This window comes from Aeromonas caviae (assembly GCF_000819785.1).
Classification (GTDB): Bacteria; Pseudomonadota; Gammaproteobacteria; order Enterobacterales; family Aeromonadaceae; genus Aeromonas; species Aeromonas caviae.
Window position 1 is genome coordinate 6,064 of sequence record NZ_CDBK01000088.1, and the last position, 15,553, is coordinate 21,616.

At 62.8% G+C, this 15,553-nt stretch carries 15 protein-coding genes and 1 riboswitch; of the genes, 7 read left to right on the forward strand and 8 right to left on the reverse strand.

The annotated features are described in order from the left end of the window. The 3 genes from BN1120_RS14845 to thiB form a co-directional block, all read right to left on the reverse strand. Positions 1-473, reverse strand: a 473-nt coding sequence (locus tag BN1120_RS14845; RefSeq protein WP_042016835.1) for a thiamine ABC transporter ATP-binding protein, incomplete at its 3' end; no start/stop codon positions are given. A 141-nt stretch (positions 474-614) separates the two neighbouring features. Then, positions 615-2,243: a thiamine/thiamine pyrophosphate ABC transporter permease gene (thiP, locus tag BN1120_RS14850; protein WP_042016674.1), complete on the reverse strand. Its 1,629-nt coding sequence runs from the start codon at positions 2,241-2,243 to the stop codon at positions 615-617. Continuing rightward, positions 2,219-3,199, reverse strand: a complete 981-nt coding sequence (gene thiB, locus BN1120_RS14855; RefSeq protein WP_042016675.1) for a thiamine ABC transporter substrate binding subunit — start codon at positions 3,197-3,199, stop codon at positions 2,219-2,221. Before thiB ends, thiP begins: the two co-directional genes overlap by 25 nt. Positions 3,200-3,282: 83 nt before the next feature. Further along, positions 3,283-3,373: riboswitch (TPP riboswitch) on the reverse strand. A 91-nt stretch (positions 3,374-3,464) separates the two neighbouring features. Between thiB and BN1120_RS14860 the strand changes: the two genes are divergently transcribed. Beyond that, on the forward strand, positions 3,465-3,755 hold the full coding sequence (locus BN1120_RS14860; RefSeq protein ID WP_039041182.1) for a PilZ domain-containing protein: 291 nt from the start codon (positions 3,465-3,467) through the stop codon (positions 3,753-3,755). Between the two features lie 51 nt (positions 3,756-3,806). Here the strand turns inward: BN1120_RS14860 and BN1120_RS14865 are convergent, their stop codons facing one another. The 5 genes from BN1120_RS14865 to leuA all read right to left on the reverse strand — a co-directional run bounded on the left by BN1120_RS14865 (position 3,807) and on the right by leuA (position 9,654). Beyond that, positions 3,807-4,736, reverse strand: a complete 930-nt coding sequence (locus BN1120_RS14865) for a hypothetical protein (protein ID WP_042016676.1) — start codon at positions 4,734-4,736, stop codon at positions 3,807-3,809. Between the two features lie 112 nt (positions 4,737-4,848). Further along, on the reverse strand, positions 4,849-5,448 hold the full coding sequence (gene leuD / locus BN1120_RS14870; protein ID WP_010673151.1) for a 3-isopropylmalate dehydratase small subunit: 600 nt from the start codon (positions 5,446-5,448) through the stop codon (positions 4,849-4,851). Positions 5,449-5,464: 16 nt separating this feature from the next. After that, entirely contained in the window at positions 5,465-6,862 is a 1,398-nt protein-coding gene (gene leuC / locus BN1120_RS14875; protein WP_041211113.1) for a 3-isopropylmalate dehydratase large subunit, read from the reverse strand. A 32-nt stretch (positions 6,863-6,894) separates the two neighbouring features. Beyond that, positions 6,895-7,980 carry a 3-isopropylmalate dehydrogenase gene (gene leuB, locus BN1120_RS14880; RefSeq protein ID WP_041211114.1) on the reverse strand — a complete coding sequence of 362 codons (1,086 nt, stop codon included), beginning with the start codon at positions 7,978-7,980 and terminating at the stop codon, positions 6,895-6,897. A gap of 111 nt (positions 7,981-8,091) precedes the next feature. After that, entirely contained in the window at positions 8,092-9,654 is a 1,563-nt protein-coding gene (leuA, locus tag BN1120_RS14885; protein WP_010673154.1) for a 2-isopropylmalate synthase, read from the reverse strand. Between the two features lie 405 nt (positions 9,655-10,059). Here leuA and BN1120_RS14890 point away from each other — a divergent pair, with 405 nt between their 5' ends. The 6 genes from BN1120_RS14890 (at position 10,060) to ilvN (ending at position 15,209) form a co-directional block, all read left to right on the forward strand. Continuing rightward, positions 10,060-10,683, forward strand: a complete 624-nt coding sequence (locus BN1120_RS14890; protein ID WP_010673155.1) for a TetR/AcrR family transcriptional regulator — start codon at positions 10,060-10,062, stop codon at positions 10,681-10,683. A gap of 125 nt (positions 10,684-10,808) precedes the next feature. Further along, positions 10,809-11,312 carry a phosphatase PAP2 family protein gene (locus BN1120_RS14895; protein WP_039041177.1) on the forward strand — a complete coding sequence of 168 codons (504 nt, stop codon included), beginning with the start codon at positions 10,809-10,811 and terminating at the stop codon, positions 11,310-11,312. Beyond that, positions 11,309-12,418, forward strand: coding sequence for an MJ1255/VC2487 family glycosyltransferase (locus tag BN1120_RS14900; protein ID WP_042016677.1), 1,110 nt, complete (start codon positions 11,309-11,311; stop codon positions 12,416-12,418). Before BN1120_RS14895 ends, BN1120_RS14900 begins: the two co-directional genes overlap by 4 nt. A 35-nt stretch (positions 12,419-12,453) precedes the next feature. Further along, positions 12,454-12,606, forward strand: a complete 153-nt coding sequence (locus BN1120_RS21620; RefSeq protein ID WP_010673158.1) for a hypothetical protein — start codon at positions 12,454-12,456, stop codon at positions 12,604-12,606. A 390-nt stretch (positions 12,607-12,996) separates the two neighbouring features. After that, positions 12,997-14,715, forward strand: a complete 1,719-nt coding sequence (locus BN1120_RS14905) for an acetolactate synthase 3 large subunit (RefSeq protein ID WP_010673159.1) — start codon at positions 12,997-12,999, stop codon at positions 14,713-14,715. Beyond that, positions 14,715-15,209, forward strand: a complete 495-nt coding sequence (gene ilvN / locus BN1120_RS14910) for an acetolactate synthase small subunit (RefSeq protein ID WP_010673160.1) — start codon at positions 14,715-14,717, stop codon at positions 15,207-15,209. The genes BN1120_RS14905 and ilvN overlap by 1 nt, the downstream gene beginning before the upstream one ends. The last annotated feature ends 344 nt before the right edge of the window (positions 15,210-15,553 follow it).

The window sequence follows — 15,553 nt, forward strand, 5'->3', positions numbered from 1 at the left end:
GAGAAGGGCTCGTCCAGCAGCAGCAGCGGCCTGCCCCGCACCAGGGCGCGGGCCAGCCCCACCCGCTGCTGCTGGCCGCCGGAGAGCTGCTCCGGCAGGCGCGTCAGCATCTCCCCCAGGCCTACCTTGTCAGCGGCCTCCTGCACCTGCCTTTTCTGGGTCGGATTCAAGCGCAGGCCGGGATGCAGGCCGATGGCGATGTTGTCGAACACCGACAGGTGCAGGAAGAGGTTGTGATCCTGGAACAGGGTGGTGACCGGGCGCTCGGCGGGGCCCAGTGACAGCAGATCCTGGCCGTCGAAGGTGAGGGTGCCCGACTCCACCGGCACGAAGCCCGCGATCATGCCGAGCAGGGTGGACTTGCCGGCGCCGCTCGGACCGATGAGGGCGGTGATCTCCCCCTTGGGCAAGGTCGCACTGAAGGTCACCTGCCAGTCGGGATAACTGGTGACCAGTTCCTCAATTACCAGCATGTTTGGCTCCTGAATGTCGTTTTATAGAACAACAAGTAAGAAAAATTGATGAAAGGCAGGGTGAGTGACTGCTCCAAGGGGCGCCCCAGGGGCGTGCCCGGCCGGATCCTGGGGGCAGGGAGGCGGCAATGCCGCCGGGGATCAGTGATCCACATGCCTGCCTCCCAGTCCCCGCTCCACCAGCCAGAACAGGGAGAAGCAGAGGGTGAGCAGCAGCAGGGCGGTGGCGGCCGCCTCGGTCAGCCGGTAGCTGCCGAGCTGCTGATAGAGCAGCCAGGGCAGGGTAGTGAGGGTCTGGCTGCCGAACATGGCGATGGCCCCGAGATCCCCGAGGGACAATATCATCGAGAGCGCCATGGCCAGGGCCAGCGGACGGCGCAGCAGGGGCCACTCCACCAGGCGCAGGCGATGCAGGCCGCGCACCCCCAGACTGTCCGCCAGCCTATCGTACTGGCGCACCACCAGTTGCATGGGGGCCGAGAGGGTGCGCAGCACATAGGGCAGCGCCATCAGGGCGTTGACCAGCACCACTAGCCAGGGGCCCAGGGCAAAGACGTCGGTGAAGGGCATGAACAGGATGAAGAGGCCGGTGGAGAGCACCACCGCCGGGATCATCAGGATCATGGAGCCGCTGGCCTCCCACAGGGCGGCGGCCCGCCGTTTGCGATCCCGCACCCTCAGATGCCGGCTGGTGAGCAGCAGCCCGGCGCCGAGCAAAGTGGCCAGGGAGCCCGCCGCCAGGGCTATGCCCAGGGACTGCCCCCCTGCCTGCCATAGCCGGGGTGAGCCGAGCGCCGCCAGCAGACCGGGGTTGAACCCGGCGACCACGATGGCCAGCAGGGGCGGCAGGAAGATGGCGAGCCCCATGGTCAGGGCCAGGCCATCCACCAGAGCGCTGCCCTTCTGGTGTCTGTCGGGACGCAGGCAGGGGCGACGGCTGGTGAGGCGACTGGCCGGAGTGGTCTGCAGCTTGTGTTGCAGCAGGAGCAGGGCCAGGGTCAGCAGCAGTTGCACCAGGGCGAGCCCGCCAGCGGTGGCGAGATCGAAGTCAAAGCGCAGCGCCTGGTAGACGGCCACCTCCAGTGTGGTGGACTTGGGGCCGCCCCCGAGCGCCAGCACTGTGGTGAAGCTGGTGAAGCAGAGCATGAAGATGAGGCTGGCGAGCCCCGGCAAGATGCCGCGGATGAGCGGCCACTCCAGCAGCCGGAAGATGTGGGAGGAGCGCATGCCGAGCTGGCTGGCGAGGCGCCAGGAGGACTCGGGGATGCTCTCTATGCTCTGCAGGATGAGGCGGGCGGCCAGCGGCATGTTGAAGAAGACATGGGCCAGCAGGATGCCGAACAGGCCGTAGAGGTAGTTGCCGGGATCCAGGCCCAGGCCGTGCAGCAGTTGCGGCAGCCAGCCCTGGCGACCGTGCACCGCCACCATGCCGAAGATGGCGATGATGACCGGCAATACCAGGGAGAGGCCGAACAGCTTGAGCAGCAGGCGGCGTCCGGTGAAACGGCGTCGCGCCAGGGCCCTGGCCACCGGGATGGCAAGCCCCAGGCTCAGCAGGGTGGAGAGCAGTGCCTGCCAGAGGCTGAAACCCAGCACGTGGCGCAGGTAGGGATCGCCTAGCAGGGCGCGGGGGGAGAGGGCCCCCGCCTGCCACAACAGGGCGACCAGCGGCCCAATGGAGAGCAGCAGGATGACCAGGGTGGCTGCACTGCCGGGCAGCCACCAGAGGGTGCGACGACCTGAACTCACTGGGTGACGGCTTGCAGCCATTCGCGGATCCACCCCTTGCGGTTGGCGGCTACCTCGTCAGAGCTGAAGGTGAGTGGCTTAGCTACGGTGATCATCTGTTCGAACCCCTTGGGCAGCGCCACGTCTGTCACCGGATACATCCAGTTGCCGCCGGGGATCTCGTTCTGGAAGGCGGGGCTCACCATGAATTGCAGGAACTGGTCAGCCAGTTTGCCCTGTGTGGCGCCCTTGAGCTTGGCTGCTACTTCCACCTGGCGGTAGTGACCCTCCTCGAACGCGGCCGCCCGGTACTGGGGTTTGCTCTCGGCAATCAGGTGATAGGCGGGGGAGGTGGTGTAGGAGAGCACCATGTCCGCCTCGCCGTCGAGGAACATGCCGTAGGCCTCTGACCACCCCTTGGTGACGGTGACCGTCTTTTTGGCCAGTTGCGCCCAGGCGGTCGGTGCCTCATCCCCGTAGACCGACTTCATCCAGAGCATCAGGCCCTGACCCGGGGTGGAGGTGCGGGGATCCTGATAGATCACCTTGATATCGGGGCGCGCCACCAGCTCCTTCAGGCTCTTGGGGGGCTGCTTGAGCTTGTTGCTGTCATAGACGAAGGCGAAGTAGCCGTAGTCATAGGGGACAAAGGTGTCGTCCTGCCAGCCACCCGGTACCTTGAGACCATCGAGCCTGGTGGAATGGGGGGCGAACAGGCCGCTCTGCTTGGCCTCGCTGATGAGGGCATCGTCCAGCCCCAGCACCATGTCGGCCTTGCTGTGCTGGCCTTCCAGCCGCAGCCGGTTGAGGATGGCGACGCCATCCTCGAGGGGCACCAGATTGAGGGTGCAGCCGCACTCCTTCTCGAAGGCCTGCTTGATCTTGGGACCCGGCCCCCATTCGGCGGCGAAGGAGCCGTAGGTGTAGACGGTGAGGGTGTCGGCGGCAAACGCCTGGGCAGAGAGCAGGCTGGTGGCGATCAGCAGCAGGGTCTTCATCAATGGCACTCCTGTGGGTATCGGGGTGCTCATCAATGGCACCTCGCGTGTGGTGAGCGCCGGCGGATGAGGGCACAAAAAACGCGCGCCATGCCTCAAATTCCTCCGCCAGCATTATCTGGATCAGGTTCACGGGTATAATCTCAGCGGTAAACCGCACCCCGTTTGAGCAACGCATCGCATTGTATTGGCGTTCCTGGGGGGAGGCCAGCACTATGTTTCACGGGCCGCATCGTGCGAGCCACCACCAAGGAGGAAGTCCCCAGTGATCACCAGCACCAAGGAAAGACGTGCCTTCCAGCGCATGGTCATCAATGCCCCCGTCACCCTGTTCCAGCATCAGCAGGTGCTGGAGGGGGTCTGCCGGGATCTCAGCGCCAACGGCATGGGCGTCGAGGTGAACAAGCACGCGTTCGATCTGGCCCAGCCCATCCGGGTGAGCCTGGCGACCAGCAGCAATCTTCTGCCTCCCTTCGAGGCCCAGGCCCGCATCGTGCGGGTGCTGGAGGAAGAAGACGGTCTCCTGCTGGCGCTGGAGTTTCTCTCCCTCACCTGAGACCCGGGCGCCCGTCCTCCTCGAGACAGGCCAGCCATGGGCTGGCCTGTCTCATTTCCCCTCATCCTGCACCGGCTGCACGCTCAACTGGCCGCTGTCGACCAGCGTCTTGCTGGTGGGCGCGAGCTGGCCCATGGGCAGCTGGGCCGGGCCGGTCGGCTCCATCAGGAGGTAGGTCTCCCCCGCCCGGCTCAAGGTGGCCTCCCCCGGTTTGGCTGGCAGGGCCACCCCCAGCAGGGCGTGTCCCGGCACGAACACCATGGCCTGCTTGAGATCGGGATACCCCTGGGCCAGCAGGGCGGCCATCAGGGTCACCTTGCTGTCGCAATCCCCCCGGTTCTGCTCCAGCACCTGGCGCGGGCTCAGAAACCCCTTGCCAGAGCGGCCCGACTGGCTGTCGAGCAGTTGATAGGGGATGGCCTGGATGAAGTCGAGCATGTGGGCCACCGTCTTCTGGCGCGCCTCGGTCTCGGTGGCCCCTTCCTGCTTGAGCTGCTCCATCAACGGGGCCAGTTCGTCCCGGCTCTCCAGGGCGATGCGCACATGATCCTGCTTGATGGCGGGAGCGCCGTCGGGGGCAGTGAAGGGCTGGAAGTAGTGTTGCGTGAGCCAGGCAGCCTCCAGTTTGGCCTGCTCGGGCTTGACCCATTGGGAGGCTTCCCGCGCCTTGTCGGCGTTGCGGCTCTTGATGCTGAGGCTCATGGCGGGGCGCACGAGGGAGAACTGCACCTCGGGGAACGCCAGGGGGGCCTGTTGCAGCAGGCTTTGCAGTACGTCTTCCTGCATCCTGGCCGGACGGTAAGCGATGAGAGGGGGCAACTTGCCCGCCTCCAGCCGGTAGCTGAGCTGCTGCGCCTTGCCCTCTCTGTCCTGCCAGCCGACGTTGAGCTGACCGCCACTGTTGGTGAAAGAGGTCTGCCCGCCCAGGGCCGGGAGGCTGAGCAGCAGGCAGAGCAATGAAAGGGCGCCCCTTGCGGACATAGGTGTCTCCTGTCGGACATGCAGAGGTGGCGGGCTTTGTACAGCGACCCGACAATAAAACAGGGAGCCTCGGCTCCCTGTTGATTCTACTCGCTTTCTTGTCGCAGGCTCGTCAAATCCAGCTTGGCTGCTTCGCCTCGAAGGCGCTGATGGCGGCCTCATGCTGCAGGGTCAGACCGATGGCATCCAGCCCGTTGAGCAGACAGTAGCGACGGAACTCGTCGATTTCGAAGCTGAACGTGAGGCTGCCTGCACGCACCTGGTTCGCCTCCAGATCCACTTCGATCTCGATGCCCGGCTGGGCGGCGACCAGCTGGAACAGGGCGTCGACCTCCTCCTCCTTCAGACGAACCGGCACCATGCCGTTGTTGATGGCGTTGCCGTAGAAGATGTCGGCAAAGCTCGGGGCGATCATGGTCTTGAAGCCGTAGTCCGCCAGCGCCCAGGGGGCGTGCTCGCGACTCGAGCCGCAGCCGAAGTTCTCGCGGGCCAACAGGATGCTGGCACCGGCGAATTGCGGCTTGTTCAGCACGAACTCCGGGTTGGGCTGCTCCCCTGCATCGTCCAGGAAGCGCCAGTCGTGGAACAGGTGCTTGCCAAAGCCGATGCGGTTCACCTTCTGCAGGAACTGCTTGGGAATGATGGCGTCGGTGTCGACGTTGGCGCTGTCGAGGGGAACGACGATCCCTTTATGCTGTTTGAAACCTGTCATCATGTTCTCCTTGTCGTTACAGCGCACGAATGTCGGCGAAGCGGCCGGTGACGGCGGCGGCGGCGGCCATGGCCGGGCTCACCAGGTGGGTGCGACCGGCACGACCCTGACGCCCCTCGAAGTTGCGGTTGCTGGTGGAGGCGCAGCGCTCCCCTGGTTGCAGCCGGTCGTTGTTCATGGCCAGACACATGGAGCAGCCGGGCAAACGCCACTCAAAGCCTGCCTCGATGAAGATCTTGTCCAGCCCCTCGGCCTCGGCCTGGGCCTTCACCTGCTCGGAGCCCGGCACCACCAGGGCCTGTACCCCTGCGGCGACCTTGCGGCCGCGGGCGATGGCGGCGGCAGCGCGCAGATCCTCGATGCGGCTGTTGGTGCACGAACCGATGAACACCTTGTCGATGGCCACGTCGGAGAGCTTCTGGCCCGGTTGCAGGTCCATGTAGGCGAGGGCCTTGCGGGCGGACTGCTGCTCCACCGGATCGGCGAAGGATTCCGGTGCAGGGATGGGCTCATTGACGGCAATCACCTGGCCCGGGTTGGTGCCCCAGGTCACTTGCGGGGCGATGTCGGCGGCGTCGAGTACCACTTCGGCGTCGAAGTGGGCACCTTCGTCGCTCTTGAGGGTCAGCCAGTAGGCGATGGCCTGTTCCAGCGCCTCCCCCTTGGGAGCGAACTCCTTGCCACGGATGTAGTCGATGGTGGTCTGGTCGGGGGCAATCATGCCCGCTTTGGCGCCGAGCTCGATGGCCATGTTGCACACCGTCATGCGCCCTTCCATGGTGAGCCCCTCGATGGCTTCACCGGCGAACTCCACCACGTAGCCGGTCCCGCCTGCGTGACCTACCTTGCCAATGATGGCGAGCACAACGTCTTTGGCGCTGATGCCTGCGGCCAGCTTGCCGTTGACAGAGATACGCATGGTCCTGGCGCGGCCCTGTTTCAGGGTCTGGGTGGCCATCACGTGTTCCACTTCAGAGGTGCCGATACCGAATGCGAGCGACCCGAAGGCGCCGTGGGTGGCGGTGTGGGAGTCACCGCAGACGATGGTAGTGCCGGGCAATGTGATACCGAGCTCCGGGCCCATCACGTGGACGATGCCCTGGTACTTGTGGTTCAAGTCATAGAGACGAACCCCGAACGCCTTGCAGTTGGCGGCGAGTGTCTCCATCTGGATGCGGGCCATCTCGCCGGAGGCGGCGATGTCCTTGGTGGTGGTGGAGACGTTGTGATCCATGGTGGCCCAGGTCAGATCCGGGCGACGCAGCTGGCGGTTCATGGCGCGCAGGCCGTCGAATGCCTGGGGGCTGGTCACTTCATGCACCAGATGACGGTCGATGTAGATGAGAGGGGTTTCCCCTTCCACTTCCCGCACCACGTGGGCGTCGAACACTTTCTGATAGAGGGTCTTGGACATTGCTCGGTTTCCTTGTTATCGATGCCGTGGGATCAGATGCGCGCGGCGATCTGGCTGCCCATGTCGGCCGTGCTCTGCACCGGGTGCGTGGCGCTGGCCTGATGCAGGTCGGCGGTGAAATAGCCTTCTGCCAGGGTCTGGGCCACGGCCTGCTCGATGGCCTGGGCGGCGGCTTCCTGGCCGAGACTGTAACGCAGCATCAGGGCGGCGGAGAGGATCTGGGCGATGGGATTCGCAATCCCCTTGCCGGCGATATCCGGGGCCGAGCCACCGGCCGGCTCGAACAGACCGAAGCCGGATTCGTTGAGGCTGGCGGAGGGGAGCAGGCCCATCGAGCCAGTGATCATGGCGCACTCGTCGGAGAGGATGTCACCGAACAGGTTGGAGCAGAGCAGCACGTCGAACTGGGACGGATCCTTGATGAGCTGCATGGTGGCGTTGTCGATGTACATGTGGTTCAGGGCCACGTCCGGGTAGGACTTGGCGACCTCGGTCACCACCTCGCGCCACAGGATGGAGGAGGCGAGCACGTTGGCCTTGTCGATGGAGGTGACCCTGGCCTTGCGCACCCGGGCCGATTCAAACGCTATCTTGGCGATGCGCTCGATCTCGAAGCGGTGGTACACCTCGGTGTCGAAGGCCTTCTCGGTGGCGCCTTCCCCTTCACGCCCCTTGGGCTGGCCGAAATAGATGCCGCCGGTCAGCTCGCGCACGCAGGCGATGTCGAAGCCGCGATCGGAGATGTCGGCACGCAGCGGGGAGAACTGCTCCAGACCGGTGTAGATGCGGGCCGGGCGCAGGTTGCAGAACAGTTTGAAGTGGGCACGCAGGGGCAGCAGGGCACCGCGCTCCGGCTGATCGTTGGGCGGCAGGTGCTCCCACTTGGGGCCGCCCACCGATCCGAACAGCACCGCATCGGCCGCTTCGCAGCCTTTGATCGTGCTCTGGGGCAGCGGTGTGCCGTGGTTGTCGATGGCGATGCCGCCGACGTCGTGACGGTCATAGTCGAGGGAGAAGCCGAATTTGGTCTGCACCTTTTCCAGTACCTTGATGGCCTCTGCCATCACTTCCGGGCCAATGCCGTCACCCGGCAATACTGCGATCCGATAACTGCTCATACTCTCTCCGTCTTGATAGTGTGATTCCGTTTCATCCGGGAGGCCGGTCCGGACCACTGCCCAGGCCCCGGTCCTCCCCATGTCATGCTGTCATCTTGTCCGGCGGCGGGCTCAGACGGTTTCCGATTTGATGGTGTGGTTGCGCTCCATCTGCTCGGCGACCTGGTCCGCGCGCCAGATGCTGTTGATCACGTGGACCAGGGCCTGGGCTGAGGATTCGATGATGTCAGTGGCCAGCCCCATGCCGTGGAACTTGCGCCCCTTGTACTCGGCGACGATGTCCACCTGGCCGAGGGCGTTCTTGCCCTCGCCCTTGCCCTTGAGTTCGTATTTGTCGATGCGGATCTCGTAGCCGGTGATGCGGTTGATGCACTGGTAGACCGCATCCACCGGGCCGTTGCCGGTGGCGGCCTCGCACACCAGATCCTGGCCTACCTTGAGCTTGACCGAGGCGGTGGCGAGCACCGAGCTGCCGCTCTGCACGCCAAGGTACTCCAGCTTGAAGTGCTCGGGTTCCTCATGGATCTGGCTGAAGAAGGCGAGGGCCTCCAGGTCGTAGTCGAACACCTGGCCCTTCTTGTCGGCCAGGGTGAGGAACTTGGCGTAGAGATCGTCGAGGTCGTAGCTGCTCTCGGCGTAGCCCATGGACTCCATCCGGTGCTTGATGACGTGGCGGCCGGAGCGGGAGGTCATGTTGAGGTTGTTCTGGGTGAGACCGATGCTCTCTGGGGTGATGATTTCATAGGTGTTCTTCGCCTTGAGCACGCCATCCTGATGGATGCCTGAGCTGTGGGAGAAGGCGTTGGCGCCGACGATGGCCTTGTTGGGCTGCACCGGCATGTTGCAGATTTGACTGACGAGGGTGCTGGTGCGGTGGATCTCGCTGTGGCGGATGTTGGTGTGTACCCCGAGCAGGTCGGCGCGGGTCTTCAGGATCATCGCGACCTCTTCCAGAGAGCAGTTGCCAGCACGCTCGCCGATGCCGTTGATGGTGCACTCGATCTGGCGGGCCCCCATCTGCACGGCACTGATGGAGTTGGCCACCGAGAGGCCCAGATCGTCGTGGCAGTGCACCGAGATGATGGCCTTGTCGATGTTGGGTACCCGGTTGAACAGGGTATGGATGATGCCGGAGAATTCGGTCGGCACCGTGTAGCCCACGGTGTCAGGAATGTTGATGGTGCGGGCGCCGGCCTTGATGGCGGCTTCCACCATGCGGCAGAGGTTGTCTATCGGGGTGCGGCCCGCATCTTCGCAGGAGAACTCCACGTCATCGGTGTAGCGCAAGGCGTGCTTGATGGCGCCGACCCCCATCTCCAGCACGTCTTCGAAGCTCTTTTTCAGCTTGCTCTCCACGTGGATGGAGGAAGTGGAGATGAAGGTATGGATGCGAAACGCCTCTGCCACTTTCAAGGCTTCGCCGGCGGCATCGATGTCTTTTTGCAGGGCGCGAGCCAGGGCGCAGACCCGGCTGTTCTTGATGTGGCGGGCGATGGTCTGAACCGATTGAAAATCGCCGGGAGAGGAGACGGGGAAACCCACTTCCATGATATCGACACCGAGCCGCTCCAGCGCCTGGGCGATCTGCAGCTTCTCCTTGACCGTCAAGCTGGCCGACAGCGCCTGCTCACCATCACGCAAGGTGGTGTCGAATATGATGACCCGATCTGACATGTGACTTCCCTCTTCCTAAGTTCGCTGCGTGCATCCTGCATGGCATAAAAAAACCCGTGCGGGGTGCACGGGTTTCTGTAAATTCCGGCTATGCCTTAGCCCGGCTACAAGGATCCCGCGCGAGGAGTCGCAATTAGGGAGAGCAGTAGTAGCGGAGCGGCAATACGCATGATGTCTCAATCCTTCCAGTCGATAACGCTACTACCAATAACGAGATTTTTATGCTGTGTCAACCGGAATGGACAGGTTCAATCCACTGGTTTATTTAATCGGATTGTAAAGGAGTGCAAATTCTCTTGTCCCATATTCGGTTCATGCCTGATTATCTGGTCATTCCTGCTGTACTCGATCACCCGCACAATCAGATCGACTTATCAGCCCTTGCTGAATTATCTGAGGTATTCCATGGAAAAACGCAGACCTGGCCGTCCAGTCGGACGTTCCGACATTCGTGACAAGCTGCTTGCCGCCGCACGCGAACGTTTTCTCAACACCCCCTACAGCAAGGTGACGACCCGCGAGATTGCCGAGCTGGCAGGCTCCAATCTGGCGATGATCCACTACTACTTCGGTAGCAAGGAAGGCCTCTACAAGGCGGTGCTGGGGGATGTGGCCGAGCCCCTCGAGCAAGCCTGGCACGACGAGAGCAGCAACCGCAGTCTGACCGATCTGCTCAACACCTACTATCAGGTGATGGCGCCCAACAGCGAGCTGACCTCCGCCATCTCCAGCGCATTGTCCACTGAAAAGAGCCCGGGGCGTGATTTTGTGCTGAGCCGCCTGCTGGATCGCCAACTTCCCCAGTTCGATGCCCTGCTCGAATCCATGCGCTCCAACGGCCAGCTGGCGGACAACCTGGACCCCGAGATGCTGAAGATCTCCTTCCTCAGCATGATGTGGCAGCCCTTCGTGATGAAGGATCTCTACGAACAGGTGTTTGGTCTGACGGTGGACGAGCACTTCATGAGCCGCCTCGCGGCCCACAACTGCCGCCTGATGGAAAACGGCCTGCGCGGTGCCCTGAACTGACTTTTTCGGGATGACGGATGAAAAAGGGCCCCTGGGCCCTTTTTTTCATCAATCTGTTATCTGGGCGTCAACGAAGTGTCATGCCGCCCTCCTAGTCTGCACTCAGGATGCAAGGGAGGGCCGTGATGAACAAGATCCAGCAATGGGACCTGCGGGTGTGCCGTGTCTGCCTGCTCCACCCCTACAATCAGCCGCAGGCCAGGATAAGCCGGCTTGTCTCCCGTACCGGTGACGGCCCCCTCTATGCCGTGGCGGCCTGCCTGCTCTGGTGGCAGGGGAGCGCCGGGCAGGAGGCGGTCAGGGTGGCGCTCTGGGCGTTTGCCCTCGAGTTGCCGCTCTACCTGCTGCTCAAGAATGCCCTCAAACGCCAGCGCCCGGCAGGGTTGCCTGTCTTCATCACCCCGTCGGATCGTTACAGCCTGCCCTCGGGCCACACCGCGGCCGCCTTTCTGATGGCGACCGTACTGGCCGCCAGTTTCCCGCTTTGGGCACCGCTGCTGTTTGTCTGGGCCGCGCTGGTGGGGGCGTCTCGCCTGCTGCTCGGGGTGCATTATCTGAGTGATCTGGTGGCCGGGGCGCTGCTTGGCGGTGGTTGCGCCCTCTGGGCACTGGGTTGGAGCCAGGGATGAGGATACTGTTCGGCGTTCAGGGGACCGGCAACGGTCATATCAGTCGCAGCCGGACCCTGGCGCGCGCATTGAAGAGCAGGGGCGTGGCGGTGGACTATCTGTTCAGCGGGCGCGCCGCCGACGGTTACTTCGAGATGGGGGAGTTCGGGGATTATCGCACCTTCCCCGGTATCACTTTCGCCAGCCATCAGGGGCGCATCTCGGGCTGGCGCACCCTCAAGGGACTTTCTCCCCTGCGTTTCTGGCACGATCTGCGTGCCCTCGATTGTCGCGAGTACGATCTGGTCATCAGCGACTTCGAGCCGCTCAGTGCCCATGCGGCTCGCCGCTGGGGCAAACCCAGCCTCACCATCAGCCATCAGGCGAGCTTCGACTGGCCGATCCCGCGTTGGGGAGAGAGCGGCTTCAACCGCCAGCTGATGCGCCATTTTGCGCCGGTACGCCAGTCCCTGGGGCTACACTGGTTCCATTTCGGCCAGCCCCTGCTGCCTCCCATCGTCGATCCCCTCGAGCCGGTGCCGGACAACCAGCAGATCCTGGTCTATCTGCCATTCGAGCAGACAGAGACGATCGCGGCCCTGTTGTCGCGTTTCAGCACGCAGTCGTTCATCTGCTTCCATCCCGAGGTGCGCAAGCGCAGCGAGTGGCGCAACATCCGCTTTGAACCTCAGGCCAGAGAGGGGTTCAAGCTGGCGCTGGCCGGTTGTCGCGGGGTCATCAGCAATGCGGGATTCGAGCTTGCCTCCGAGGCGCTCTCCCTTGGCAAGAAGCTGCTGGTCAAACCCCTGGGTGGCCAGTTCGAGCAGTTGACCAACGGCAGGACCCTGGAGCTGATGGGGCTGGCCCAGTTGATGGACAGCCTGGATGCCAATGCGGTGCGAAGCTGGCTGGAGGCCCCTTCTCCTGGCAGGGTACGCTATCCCGATGTGGCAGGAGAGCTGGCCGACTGGTTGCTGGCCGGGGCAGGGGAGGCGGTGGGGGCGCTCTCCCGCCGCCTCTGGGGCAGGACTCTCTTTCCGGAGGAGGTGTGTGACAGCCTGGGGGAGCTTGCCAGCCGCACCGGCCAGGAGCGTCCCTGGTTATCCCAACTCAGCGCCTTTGACTAAACTGAGTCGATCCCACCACGGAGAGGACGGACACCATGCGCTTTACCAATGAAAACGGCGACACCATGACCCTGGCAGACAATCTCACCCTGCATGAGCTGCTCGACATGGGTGTCAGCATCTCGGTCTGCGAAGAGACGGATCCGGATCAGCAGATCTGGCTGGCAGAACCCGAAGACGAGCAGTGAAACCAGCCAGTTTTTGACGGCCCACCCCCTCGGGGTGGGCCGTTTATTTTGTTCCTGACCGACGCGGGCAGCATGATCCGCTGGTTGTTCCCCCCAGGGCCCCTCTTTGTTGCCCGTCTGGTGGCCAAGTCACTGAATGTTAATAGCTGTTTGAAATTTATGACTGTTATGGCCAGACAAAGCCGTGGACAAGCGTTCACGGGCGGGTTAAGTTGGTTTTTCACCCGCTTTTCGGGTGAATGATGGAAAACCCCTATTTTTCTACTATCGACGGCTCCGAACTCGCCTGATCTGCCTGCAGACAACAACAAGACTCGGATCGGCGCTGCCGGGAAGCAGCGGACTGTCGATAGCTTTCGCTTAACGGAGCAAAGCCTGGAGGGCTTTATCATGGAGATGTTATCAGGCGCCCAGATGGTGGTTAGAGCGCTGGAAGATCAGGGAGTGGAACACGTTTTCGGCTACCCTGGTGGCTCAGTGCTCGACATCTATGACGCTCTCTTCGAAAACGGCAAGATGGAGCATGTCCTGGTGCGGCATGAGCAGGCCGCAGTGCACATGGCGGACGGTTACGCCCGCTCCACCGGCAAGGTGGGCACTGTGCTGGTGACCTCGGGTCCCGGCGCCACCAACTGCATCACGGGGATCGCCACCGCCTACATGGATTCCATTCCCCTGGTGATCCTGTCCGGCCAGGTGCCGACCAGCATGATCGGGGAGGATGCGTTCCAGGAGACCGACATGATCGGCATCTCCCGCCCGGTGGTGAAGCACAGCTTCCTGTGCAAGAAAGCCAGCGACATTCCCGAGGCCATCAAGAAGGCCTATTACATTGCCGCCAGTGGCCGCCCGGGGCCCGTGGTGGTGGATCTGCCCAAAGACGTGCAGAATCCGAAAGAGAAGTTCCCCTATCAGTATCCCGAGTCCGTTTCCCTGCGCTCCTACAATCCGACCAAGGCCGGACACAAGGGCCAGATCAAGCGGGCTGCCAAGCTGCTGACCGAGGCGAGCCGCCCGGTCATGTACGTGGGTGGCGGCGCCATCAACGCCAATGCGGATCACCTGGTGACCAAGCTGGCGGAGCTGCTGAACCTGCCGGTGACTACCACGCTCATGGGGCTGGGCGCCTTCTCCGGCACCCATCCGCAGTTTATCGGTATGTTGGGGATGCACGGTACCTTCGAAGCGAACAAGAGCATGCACAACGCGGATCTCATCTTCGCAGTGGGTGCCCGCTTCGATGATCGCGTGACCAACAACGTAGCCAAGTTCTGCCCCAACGCTACCATAGTCCACATCGACATCGACCCCACCTCCATCTCCAAGACGGTACAGGCCCATGTGCCCATCGTCGGCTCGGTGGAAACCGTGCTGGAACAGATGCTGGAAGTGATCCGCGAGTGCGGCTTTGACAACGACAAGCAGGCGCTGGCGGACTGGTGGGAGCAGATCAACCAGTGGCGCTCCCGCAACTGCCTGGCCTACGAGACCCATCCCACCCTGATCAAGCCGCAGCAGGTCATCGAGACTCTCTACAAGGTGACCAAGGGGGAGGCGTTCGTCGCCTCCGACGTCGGCCAGCACCAGATGTTTGCCGCCCTCTACTACCCGTTTGCCAAACCGCGCCAGTGGATCAACTCCGGCGGTCTCGGCACCATGGGCTTTGGCATTCCCGCCGCCATGGGCGCCCAGTTTGCCAACCCGGAAGCCGTGGTCTGCTGCGTCACCGGCGACGGCTCGGTGCAGATGAACATCCAGGAGCTCTCTACCTGCATGCAGTACGGGGTGCCCATCAAGATCATCTCCATCAACAACCGTGCGCTGGGCATGGTCAAGCAGTGGCAGAAGATGTTCTACGGCGGCCGTCACAGCCACTCCTACATGGAATCCCTGCCTGACTTCGTCAAGCTGGCGGAAGCCTATGGCCACGTCGGCATCGCGGTGAGCGATCCGGCGGAGCTGGAGAGCGCCATGGAGAAGGCCTTTGCCATGAAGGACAGACTGGTGTTCATGGACATCTCGGTCGATCCGGACGAGCACGTCTATCCGATGCAGATCAAATTTGGCGCCATGGACGAGATGTGGCTGAGCAAGACGGAGAGAACCTGATGAGACATATAATTTCCGTTCTGCTGGAGAACGAATCCGGTGCCCTGAGCCGTGTGGTGGGCCTCTTCTCCCAGCGCGGCTACAACATCGAGACCCTGACGGTGGCCCCTACCGAGGATCCTACCCTGTCCCGCATGACCATCGTCACCATGGGGGATGAGCGGGTGCTGGAGCAGATCCAGAAGCAGCTGCACAAGCTGGTGGACGTGCTCAAGGTGTGCGATCTCAGCGAAGGGGAGCACATCGAGCGGGAGATCGCGCTGGTCAAGGCGCGCGCCGCCGGTGGTGCCCGTGACGAACTGAAGCGGCTGGCGGACATCTTCCGTGGCCAGATCGTCGACGTCACCCCCGAGCTCTACACGGTGCAGCTCGTCGGGACCAGCGAAAAGCTGGACGCCTTCATCAAGACGGCTGCCCAGACCAACGAGATCATCGAAGTGGTGCGCTCCGGTGTCTGCGGCATCTCCCGGGCGGACAAATCCCTGCGTCCCTGATGTGGCCGGATGTGAAAAAAGCTGTTCAAGGGCTCTTCGGAGCCCTTTTTCGTGTCTGGCAGCGTTGCGGGCAAGTGGGGGCGCCGGTAGGGATGATGGCCACAGCATCAGGAGGTTATCGAGGGGGTGAAAGAGAAGGGGCAAGGGAGGGTCTTCACCTGTCATTTTCTTTCAAATGATCGGTAAACTATCCACAAAAGCTGTGGAAAACTCTGTAGATTAGCGGTGTGTCTGGCGTTAGTCGCATGATCTTAAAGGGATATTTCAATTTGATCCTGGCTGGATCGCATTTGTGCAATCCCCAGGCGAGGGTGTGAGCGTTTGCTTATCCCTCGAGCCTTGCC